Origin of the sequence: Promicromonospora sp. NPDC060271 (genome assembly GCF_042726755.1) — a bacterium.
Lineage (GTDB): Bacteria > Actinomycetota > Actinomycetes > Actinomycetales > Cellulomonadaceae > Promicromonospora.
In genome coordinates, this window is the sequence record NZ_JBHXBG010000197.1 from 1 (window position 1) to 9,833 (window position 9,833).

The 9,833-nt window shown below is 71.8% G+C and carries 10 protein-coding genes and 1 pseudogene; 8 read left to right on the forward strand and 3 right to left on the reverse strand.

Annotated features, from left to right (window positions below; translation table 11 throughout):
• Positions 1–150 precede the first annotated feature (150 nt).
• Positions 151–261 (forward strand): annotated as a pseudogene (locus ACFWE2_RS22280) (hypothetical protein); the annotation flags it as partial.
• Here the strand turns inward: ACFWE2_RS22280 and ACFWE2_RS22285 are convergent.
• The 3 genes from ACFWE2_RS22285 to ACFWE2_RS22295 all read right to left on the reverse strand — a co-directional run bounded on the left by ACFWE2_RS22285 (position 232) and on the right by ACFWE2_RS22295 (position 2,098).
• Positions 232–378, reverse strand: a complete 147-nt coding sequence (locus ACFWE2_RS22285) for a hypothetical protein (protein WP_377226401.1) — start codon at positions 376–378, stop codon at positions 232–234. The pseudogene ACFWE2_RS22280 and the gene ACFWE2_RS22285 overlap by 30 nt on opposite strands.
• A complete protein-coding gene (locus ACFWE2_RS22290) occupies positions 375–557 on the reverse strand; it encodes a hypothetical protein (RefSeq protein ID WP_377226402.1) in 183 nt (60 codons plus the stop codon). Before ACFWE2_RS22290 ends, ACFWE2_RS22285 begins: the two co-directional genes overlap by 4 nt.
• Before the next feature lie 128 nt (positions 558–685).
• A complete protein-coding gene (locus ACFWE2_RS22295) occupies positions 686–2,098 on the reverse strand; it encodes a glycine--tRNA ligase (RefSeq protein ID WP_377226393.1) in 1,413 nt (470 codons plus the stop codon).
• Between the two features lie 146 nt (positions 2,099–2,244).
• On the opposite strand from ACFWE2_RS22295, the gene ACFWE2_RS22300 reads away from it, so the two are divergent.
• The 7 genes from ACFWE2_RS22300 to ACFWE2_RS22330 all read left to right on the forward strand — a co-directional run bounded on the left by ACFWE2_RS22300 (position 2,245) and on the right by ACFWE2_RS22330 (position 9,759).
• Positions 2,245–3,228 (forward strand): metal ABC transporter substrate-binding protein, encoded by a 984-nt coding sequence (locus ACFWE2_RS22300; RefSeq protein ID WP_377226394.1) that lies wholly within the window; start codon positions 2,245–2,247, stop codon positions 3,226–3,228.
• A complete protein-coding gene (locus ACFWE2_RS22305) occupies positions 3,225–4,058 on the forward strand; it encodes a metal ABC transporter ATP-binding protein (RefSeq protein ID WP_377226395.1) in 834 nt (277 codons plus the stop codon). Before ACFWE2_RS22300 ends, ACFWE2_RS22305 begins: the two co-directional genes overlap by 4 nt.
• A gap of 8 nt (positions 4,059–4,066) precedes the next feature.
• The gene (locus ACFWE2_RS22310; protein WP_377226400.1) at positions 4,067–4,990 is read left to right on the forward strand and encodes a metal ABC transporter permease; all 924 of its coding nucleotides are present in this window, start codon (positions 4,067–4,069) and stop codon (positions 4,988–4,990) included.
• Complete coding sequence (locus tag ACFWE2_RS22315; RefSeq protein WP_377226396.1) at positions 4,990–5,388, forward strand: Fur family transcriptional regulator; 399 nt, start codon at positions 4,990–4,992, stop codon at positions 5,386–5,388. Before ACFWE2_RS22310 ends, ACFWE2_RS22315 begins: the two co-directional genes overlap by 1 nt.
• Positions 5,389–5,554: 166 nt before the next feature.
• Positions 5,555–6,772 (forward strand): NAD(P)/FAD-dependent oxidoreductase, encoded by a 1,218-nt coding sequence (locus ACFWE2_RS22320; RefSeq protein ID WP_377226397.1) that lies wholly within the window; start codon positions 5,555–5,557, stop codon positions 6,770–6,772.
• A gap of 21 nt (positions 6,773–6,793) precedes the next feature.
• Positions 6,794–8,203, forward strand: coding sequence for a 2-oxoadipate dioxygenase/decarboxylase family protein (locus ACFWE2_RS22325; RefSeq protein ID WP_377226398.1), 1,410 nt, complete (start codon positions 6,794–6,796; stop codon positions 8,201–8,203).
• Positions 8,200–9,759, forward strand: a complete 1,560-nt coding sequence (locus ACFWE2_RS22330; protein ID WP_377226399.1) for an aldehyde dehydrogenase family protein — start codon at positions 8,200–8,202, stop codon at positions 9,757–9,759. The genes ACFWE2_RS22325 and ACFWE2_RS22330 overlap by 4 nt, the downstream gene beginning before the upstream one ends.
• Positions 9,760–9,833: the final 74 nt, after the last annotated feature.

Below are 9,833 nucleotides of genomic sequence, written 5' to 3' on the forward strand. Positions count from 1 at the left end.
TGCTCTGAGTAGACGTTGTCTACTCAGAGCAACCCACCCCGGATTCCTACAGTTTCCTTGGGTCGAGGTTGTCCACAGGACGGCCTCGCGTGCCCGGCATCGGTCCGCCGTAGCGGGCACGATGGCGTCGTGGAACTCGAAGGCGCACAGGTGAACGCGGCTCAGCTCGTCAAGGGCGCGCGACATGCCGCGCAGCAGACGCAGGCGAGCCTGGCCGCCCGTGCCGGCGTCTCACGTGGCACTGTCGCGGCGATCGAGACGGGTGCCCGCTCCCCGTCGCTGGAGATGCTGTCGGCGCTCATGGCGGCTGCGGGCAAGCAGATGAGGATCGAGCTGGAGCCGCTCGACGACGACGTTCGCCGTGATCTCGCGGCTCATGTCGGAGACAGCAGCGCAGCGGACGACCTGAGCATGGCCGTGTCGCTCATGGAAGGTCTGGTGGACGTGGAGTACCGCTTCGAGGGGCTCACCGCAGCCGCGGTGCTCGGGGCGCCGATCCCGATGGCGAGGCCCATGACGCTCGCGCTCCCCGCGCGGTCCTGGTCGTCGGTGCGCACGGGCCGCTTCGTGTCCAGCCCCTGCACGAGATCGAGACGAACGACAGGGACGCCGCGCGCGTCCTACGTCTGCTGCGGGAGCAGGCGCAGGACGCGCGCGTCGCACCGACTGCCGGCGAGCCGCTGCCTCAGGCGCCGACGAGGTGGCCGGCCAGGTAGCCGACGACCTTGTCCAGCGCCACGCGCTCCTGCTCCATGGAGTCGCGGTGCCGGATGGTCACCGCCTGGTCGTCGAGCGTCTCGAAGTCGACGGTGATGCAGAACGGTGTGCCGATCTCGTCCTGCCGGCGGTAGCGCTTGCCGATGGCCTGCGTCACGTCGTAGTCGATGTTCCAGTACTTGCGGAGCTCGGCCGCCAGAGCCTCCGACGCCGGGAGCAGGTCCGCCGTCTTGGACAGCGGCAGCACCGCTGCCTTGACCGGGGCCAGGCGCGGGTCCAGGCGCAGCACGGTGCGCTTGTCGACGCCGCCCTTGGTGTTGGGCGCCTCGTCCTCCGCGTACGCCTCGACGAGGAACGCCATGAGGGACCGGGTGAGGCCGGCGGCCGGCTCGATGACGTACGGGTAGTACTTCTCGTTCGTCACCGGGTCGCGGTACGCGAGGTCCTTGCCCGAGCTCTCCGTGTGGGTCTTCAGGTCGAAGTCCGTACGGTTGGCGATGCCCTCGAGCTCACCCCACTCGCTGCCCTGGAAGCCGAAGCGGTACTCGATGTCCACGGTGCGGGTCGAGTAGTGCGACAGCTTCTCCTTCGGGTGCTCGTAGTGGCGCAGGTTGTCGGCCGAGATACCGAGGTCGGTGTACCAGCGGGTGCGCTCGTCGATCCAGTACTGGTGCCACTCCTCGTCCTCGCCCGGCTTGACGAAGAACTCCATCTCCATCTGCTCGAACTCGCGCGTGCGGAAGATGAAGTTGCCCGGCGTGATCTCGTTGCGGAACGACTTGCCGATCTGGCCGATGCCGAACGGCGGCTTCTTGCGCGCGGCGGCCGCGACGTTGGCGAAGTTCACGAAGATGCCCTGCGCGGTCTCGGGGCGCAGGTAGTGCAGGCCGGACTCGTCCTCGACGGGGCCGAGGTACGTCTTCAGCATCATGTTGAAGTCGCGGGGCTCGGTCCACTGGCCGCGGGTGCCGCAGTTCACGCACACCAGGTCCGCCAGCGGCACGGAGTCCGGGTCGTCGATGCCCTTCTTGTCCGCGTGCGCCTCCTGCATCTGGTCCACGCGGTAGCGCTTGTGGCACGAGAGGCACTCGGTGAGCGGGTCGGTGAACACACCGACGTGGCCGGAGGCGACCCACACCTGGCGGGGCAGGATGACCGACGAGTCGAGGCCGACGATGTCGTCACGGCTCGTGACGGTCGAACGCCACCACTGGCGCTTGATGTTCTCCTTGAGCTCCACACCGAGGGGGCCGTAGTCCCACGCTGAACGCGTTCCACCGTAGATCTCACCCGACGGGAAGACGAAACCTCGTCGCTTCGCGAGCGAGACGACGGCGTCGAGCTTGGCGGTCTGCGCAGAGCGCACTGACTTGTCGGACACGGGGGTCTCTCCAGGGGAACAGGCGGTAAACAATGTCCGCCCAGCCTACCGTCCGGGCAGGTCGAGGCCTGCGCGAATTAGCCAGTGACCGACCTCTCGGCACCGATCTTTGACAACGGTTCTCAACAGGCGTGAGAATCGTTCTCATGATAACGACTCGCGCCACCGGCGCTGCTCTCGCCGGCCTCGCTCTTGTCGCCACGGCGACCCTCGCAGGCTGTTCGGCGCAGGCCGCGGGCGGCTCCTCCGACGAGTCCGACGGCGTCACCGTGCTCGCCTCGTTCTACCCGCTCCAGTACGTGGCGCAGCAGATCGGCGGCGACCTGGTCACCGTCGACAACCTGACGCCGCCGGCCGCCGAGCCGCACGACCTCGAGCTCTCCCCTGCGCAGGTCCGGGAGGTCGGCACGGCCGACCTGGTGGTCTACCTGTCCGGCTTCCAGAACGCCGTCGACGAGGCCGTAGAGGCCCGTGCGCCGGAGCACGTCGTCGACGCCGCGGACGCCGCCGGCCTCGTCGAGCACGCAGAGGCGGCCGAGGAGGACCACGCGGGCGAGACCGAGGAGGAGCACGCCGAGCACGCCGACGAGCACGGCCACGGCGCCACCGACCCGCACTTCTGGCTGGACCCGAGCCGGCTGGCCGCCGTCGGGAAGGTTGTCGCCGACGAGCTGGCAGCCGTCGACCCCGAGCACGCCGACGAGTACGCCGCCGGAGCCCAGCGCCTCGGCCAGCAGCTCGACGAGCTGGACCAGGAGTTCGCGGACGGCCTGGCCACCTGCCAGGGCGCGACGCTCGTGACGAGCCACACCGCGTTCGGCTACCTCGCCGACCGCTACGCGCTGGAGCAGGTGGGCATCTCCGAGCTCGACCCCGAGGTGGAGCCGTCCCCGGCCCGCCTGCGTGAGATCGGCGACATCGTCGAGGAGCGCGGCGTCAAGACCCTGTACTCCGAGACGCTCGTGAGCCCGAAGGTCACCGAGACCCTGGCCGCCGACCTGGGTGTCGACACCGCCGTGCTCGACCCGCTGGAGGGCCTGTCCGAGGACGCGACGGCCGCCGGCGACGACTACGTCTCGGTCATGCAGGCCAACCTCGCCGCCCTGGAGGAGGGCCTGGTCTGCGAATGACGGACACTAGGCAGGTGACCGAGACGAGCGAACCCGTCATCGAGGCCCGTGGCCTGCACTTCCGTGCGGGCGCGAGCCACATCCTGCGCGGCATCGACCTGACGGTGGACCGCGGCGAGGTCGTCGCGCTGCTGGGCGCGAACGGCTCAGGCAAGTCGACCCTCGTGCGCGCGCTCGTCGGCATCAACCCGCCGTCCGAGGGCACCGTCCGGCTGCTCGGTAGGTCTCTCGGGGCCGGCCCACGCGGGGCCGCCGTCGACTGGAGCCGCATCGGCTACGTGCCGCAGCGCGCGACCGCCGGCGGCGGCATCCCGTCCACCGCGCAGGAGGTCGTCGCGTCCGGCCTGCTGCACGGCCGCCGGCTGTGGCCGCCGCGCGGCTGGCGCGACCAGGTCGACACCGCCCTCGAACAGGTGGGCCTCGCCGACCGGGCGCGTGATCCCGTGCACCTCCTGTCGGGCGGCCAGCAGCAGCGCATCCTCATCGCGCGCGCCCTGGTCCGAGAACCCGATCTTCTCGTACTGGACGAGCCCGTCGCGGGTGTGGACGTCGCCAGCCAGGAGGCGTTCGCCGCCACCATGAAACGGCTGGTCGACGGCGGCCTCACCGTGCTCGTCGTCCTGCACGAGCTCGGCGAGCTCGAGCCGCTCGTCACCCGCGCCGTCGTGCTGCGGCACGGCAAGGTGGTGCACGACGGCGCCCCGCCGCGCGCCCGGCACGACCACGACCGCGTCGGACACCGGCACCAGCACCCGCACGCCGACGACAACGGCGGCCGGACGGTCCGGGACGCCGAAGCGATGGCTCTCGACCTGGAGGTGCGACCGTGATCACGCTCATGCTGACCGACCCGTTCATGCAGCGGGCCCTCGTCGCGGCGCTCCTCGTCGGCATCACGGCCCCCGTCGTCGGCACCTACCTGGTGCAGCGCAAGCTGTCCCTGCTCGGCGACGGGATCGGGCACGTCGCCCTGACGGGCGTCGCGCTCGGCTGGCTCGTCGGCGCGGGCATGGGGCTGACGCCGAACGACGCCCTCGCCATCCCCGGCGCCGTCGTCGCCGCGGTGATCGGCGCGGTCCTCATCGAGGTGGTCCGGCGGCGCGGACGCACCTCCGGCGACCTCGCGCTCGCCATCATGTTCTACGGCGGCATCGCCGGCGGCGTCTTCCTCATCGGGATCGCCGGCGGCTCCTCCGGCAACCTCATGCAGTACCTGTTCGGCTCCATCTCCACGGTGACCGACGGCGACCTCTGGCTCACCGTCGTGCTCTCCCTCGTGGTGCTGGCCGTCGGGGTCGGCCTGCGGCACGCGCTGTTCTCGGTGAGCCACGACGAGGAGTTCGCCGTCGCGTCCGGCCTGCCCGTCTGGGCGCTGAACATCGTCGTCGCGGTCGTCTCGGCCCTCACGGTGACGGTCGCCATGCGCGTCGTCGGCCTGCTGCTCGTCAGCGCGCTCATGATCGTGCCCGTCGCCGTGGCCCAGCAGGTCACGCACGCCTTCGGGCGCACGATGCTCACGGCGTGCGTCGTCGGCGTCGTGGTCTGCGTGACCGGCCTGACCATCACCTACTGGTACAACGTCTCGCCCGGCGCGACTATCGTGGTCCTTGCCATCGCGGTCTACGCGGTGGTCTCACTGGTGGCGCCGTTCCTGACCCGGCGGCGTCCCGCGCACGACCCACATCCAGACCTGCCCGACGACGTCGACCTGCCCGCTGCCGCAACGGAACGTGCGGTGGCCGCCGCGAAGGAGTGCCGCTGATGGCCGCACGCATGACCCGCCAGCGGACAGCCGTCGTCGAGGCGCTCGACGAGATCGCGGACTTCCGCTCGGCCCAGCAGCTGCACGAGACCCTGCGCGCCCGCGGCGAGTCCGTCGGCCTCGCGACCGTGTACCGGGCGCTGCAGGCGCTCGCGGACGCGAGCGAGGTGGACGTCCTGCGCGCCGAGGACGGCGAGAGCCTCTACCGCCGGTGCGCGCGCCGCGAGCACCACCACCACCTGGTGTGCCGGATGTGCGGCCGGACCGTCGAGATCGACGGGCCGACGGTCGAGGCCTGGGCCTCGAAGGTCGCCGCGGCGCAGGGCTTCGACGACATCGAGCACACGATCGAGCTCTGGGGCACCTGCGCGGACTGCCGCGCTGCCGCCGCGAGCTGACCTGTCAGACCCGCACCGACCTGTCAGACGTACAGGTCACCCGAGTGGCCTGTACGTCTGACACGTTGGGCTGCGTCTGACCGGTGGGTTGCCCGTCTGGGTAGTTGTGACAGGAAGAGTTCCGGCGGGTGTCTGCATTCGCAGGAGTACGTGGCAGGATGCGTGCATGACCTCAGCACGGCACGCCGCGGACCGGCGGGGCAGTCTCCCCGCGCGGGCCGAGGTGGTGGTCGTCGGCGGTGGTGCGATCGGCGCGTCGGTGGCGTTCCACCTCGCCGAGGACGGCGTCGACGTGCTGCTCTTGGAGGCCGAGGAGCTCGCCTCCGGCAGCTCGGGCAAGCCCATCGGGGGAGTGCGGGCGCAGTTCTCCGACCCCGCGAACGTCGACCTCGGCAACCGCAGCCTTGAAATGTACGAGGACTTCGCGCGCCGTCCGGGCGCGGACATCGGGCTGCAGCAGCCGGGCTACCTGTTCCTCCTGCCGGACGCCGACGACGTCACGCTCTTCGAGGAGTCGGTGGCCATGCAGAACGAGCGCGGGGTGGCGAGCCGCATGCTCAGCCCCGACGCCGTCCGCCGGCTCAACCCGTACGTCGACGTCGACAGGTACCGGGGCGCCGCCTACGCGGCGCGCGACGGGTTCGCCCACCCCAAGGCCGTCGTCGAGGGGTATGCCGCGGGGGCCGAGCGTCACGGCGCGACGGTCCGCACGCACGTGACGGCCGTCGACGTCGAGACGAGGGGTGACGACGTCGTCGCGGTCTGGACGAACCAGGGCCGGGTGCGGACCGGCGCGGTCGTGCTGTGCGCGGGCGCGTGGACGCGCGACGTTGCCACCAAGGCGGGGCTCGACCTGCCCGTCGACCCCTACCGGCGGCAGATCGGCTTCACCCCTGCGCTGGACCCGGCGCCGTCGCGGATCCCGTTCACCATCGACTACGGCACCACCTTCTACTTCCACAACGCGGCACCCGACGGCCTGCTGCTCGGGATCGCCGACCCGGCGACGCCCATCGCCTTCGAGCGCACGTACGACCCGTCCTGGCTTCCGCTGCTGCGCGGCGCGCTGGGGGCCTGCGCTCCCGAGCTGGTCGACGTACCCGTCGCGCGCGGCTGGGCGGGTCTCTACGAGATGACGCCGGACCACAACGCCCTCATCGGCGAGGCGACCGGCGTGCCCGGCCGCGTGCTGTACGCCGCAGGCTTCTCCGGCCACGGGTTCCTCCAGGCACCCGCGGTCGGCGAGGCGGTGCGTGACCTGTACGCGGGCCGCACACCACCGACCGACGTGTCCGGGTTCAGCGCCGACCGGTTCGCCACGGACGCCTCCGGCACGACCACCACCGGCCCGGGGCGACGAGGCCCCGAGGCCAACATCATCTGACGGATGGACAAGGAGACACCGATGTCGGCACCGACGTTCCTCGAGCCCTGGCAGCTGAGGGCCGCGTTCGCGCGCAGCCTCTCGGACATGTACGGCCAGGAGGTTCCGGCCTACACCACGCTGCTGGACGTGTCGCACGAGGTCAACGCCGACTTCGTGACGAAGAACGGGGCGGACGCCGAACGGCTCGGCTCCATCGCGCGCGTCACGGCGGAGCGGCACGGCGCGATCCGCGTGGGAACGCCCACCGAGATGTCGCAGGTCGCCCGAATCTTCGGCGCGATGGGCATGCAGCCGGTCGGGTTCTACGACCTGCGCGACGCGTCGTCCAGCTCCGTCCCGGTGATCTCGACGGCGTTCCGTCCGGTCGAGCGCGAGGAGCTGGCGCGCAACCCGTTCCGGGTCTTCACGTCGATGCTGGTGACGGCGGACCGCCGGTTCTTCACCGCGGACCTGGAGCAGCGCCTGGAGAACTTCCTCGGCGCCCGCACGCTGTTCGGCCCGGAGCTGCTGGCCCTGGCCGACCGGGCCGAGGCAGAGGGCGGCCTGCCCGAGGACCAGGCGGCGGAGTTCCTCCTCCTGGCGACCGAGGCGTTCGAGCTGTCCACCGAGCCGGTGGACCAGGCCTGGTACCGCGAGCTGGAGGCCGTGAGCGCCGTCGCGGCCGACATCGGCGGCATCGCCTCCACGCACATCAACCACCTCACGCCGCGCGTGCTCGACATCGACGACCTGTACGCGCGCATGGAGGCGCGCGGCATCACAATGATCGACGCGATCCAGGGCCCGCCGCGCTGGCCGGGCCCGGACGTCCTCCTGCGCCAGACGTCGTTCCGCGCGCTCGCCGAGCCGCGCACCTTCCGCACGGCCGACGGCGAGATCGTGAGCGACGCCCTGCGCGTGCGGTTCGGCGAGGTCGAGGCGCGTGGCATCGCGCTGACCCGCGAGGGCCGTGCCGCGTACGACGCGGCGGTCGTCGAGATCGACGAGGCCACTGCGGCGGCCCGCGCCGAGACCCCCGGCTTCACGGAGGCGCAGCGCCAGGAGATCGCCCGCGCCGTCTGGCACAAGACCTTCCCGACGACCGAGGCGGAGCTCGCCGCCCAGGGCCTCGGCTGGTTCACCTACGAGGTGGACGCCGACGGCACGGGCGTGCGCCGCGAACCCGTCGTCTACGAGGACTTCCTGCCGCGTTCCGCGGCCGGCATCTTCCAGTCCAACCTGACCTCGGACGGCGCGAAGGACGCGAGCCAGGAGGGCACGGACCGGGACGCCGACTGGATGGCGGGCGCCCTCGGCCGCGAGCTCAACGATCCCTTCGACCTGTACGCCGACCAGGTGGCCAGGTCGCTCGCCGCCGCCGCCGAGACCCTCGGCGTCGACCCGGCCACCCTCACCACGCCCAACCGCACAACGGGAGCATCGCGATGACCAGCACCACCACCCACACCCCGCTGACCACCGAGCTGCGGGACGCCGCGCTCGCCGCCCTGGAGCGGCTCGGGGCCAAGGCCCCGGCGGTCCCGGCCGACGGCGACTCGGCCGACGGCGGCCTCGCCGTCGTGTCGCCGCTGTCCGGCCAGCCCCTGCTCCACGTGCGTCGGGACGGCGCCGCGGAGGCCACCGCCGCCGTCGACCGGGCCGCCGAGGCCTTCACCACGTGGCGCTCCGTCCCCGCCCCCGTGCGCGGCCAGGTGGTCAAGCGCCTGGGCGAGCTGCTGACCGAGCACAAGAGCGACCTGGCCGAGCTGGTCACCATCGAGGCGGGCAAGGTCACGAGCGAGGCCCTGGGCGAGGTCCAGGAGATGATCGACATCTGCGACTTCGCCGTCGGGCTGTCGCGGCAGGTCGGCGGACGCACGATGCCGTCCGAGCGCCCGGGCCACCGCCTCATGGAGACGTGGCACCCGATGGGCGTCGTCGGCGTGATCAGCGCGTTCAACTTCCCCGTGGCCGTGTGGTCGTGGAACACCGCCGTCGCGCTCGTCTGCGGCGACACGGTCGTGTGGAAGCCGAGCGAGAAGACGCTGCTCTCGGCCGTCGGCGCCTCGGCGCTGCTCGACCGGGCGCTGGCCGAGGCCGGTTTCCCGGCGGGCGTCTCGCAGCTCCTTCTCGGCGACCTCGAGGCAGGCGAGGCCCTCGTCGCCGACCGGCGCGTGGCGCTCGTCTCGGCGACCGGCTCGGAGCGGATGGGCCAGCAGGTCGCCCCCGTCGTCGCCGCGCGCGGCGGCCGGTACCTCCTTGAGCTGGGCGGCAACAACGCGGCGATCGTCGCGCCGTCGGCGGACCTCGACCTCGCCGTGCGCGGCGCGGTGTTCTCGGCGGCCGGCACGGCCGGGCAGCGCTGCACCTCGCTGCGGCGCCTGATCGTGCACGAGTCGGTGGCGGACGAGGTCGTCGCGCGGCTCGCCAAGGTCTACGGCAGCCTGCCGGTCGGCGACCCGCGCGCCGAGGGCACCCTGGTCGGCCCGCTGGTCGACGCCGGTGCGCGCGAGCGCATGCTCGCGGCGATCGACGAGGCCGTCGCCGCGGGCGGCAGGCTCGAGGTGGGCGGCACCGCGGTCACCGTGCCCGGCGCCGAGGACGCCGCGTACGTGCAGCCCGCGATCGTGCGGATGGTGACGCAGGCCGACGTCGTCAAGCGGGAGACGTTCGCGCCGATCCTGTACGTGCTGACCTACTCGGAGCTGTCCGAGGCGATCGCGCTGCACAACGACGTGCCCCAGGGCCTGTCGTCGTCGATCTTCACGATGGACGTGCGCGAGGCCGAGACGTTCATGTCGGAGGCCGGCTCGGACTGCGGCATCGTGAACGTCAACATCGGGACGTCCGGTGCGGAGATCGGCGGCGCGTTCGGCGGCGAGAAGTCGACGGGCGGCGGGCGCGAGTCCGGTTCGGACGCGTGGAAGCAGTACATGCGCCGCGCCACGAACACGATCAACTACTCGACGGAGCTGCCGCTGGCGCAGGGCGTCAACTTCGGCTGAGCCCTCGGCCGGGTCCGCGAAGTAGAGCGCCTGTCCGGTCTCCTTGGTTACACCAGGGAGACGCGGACAGGCGC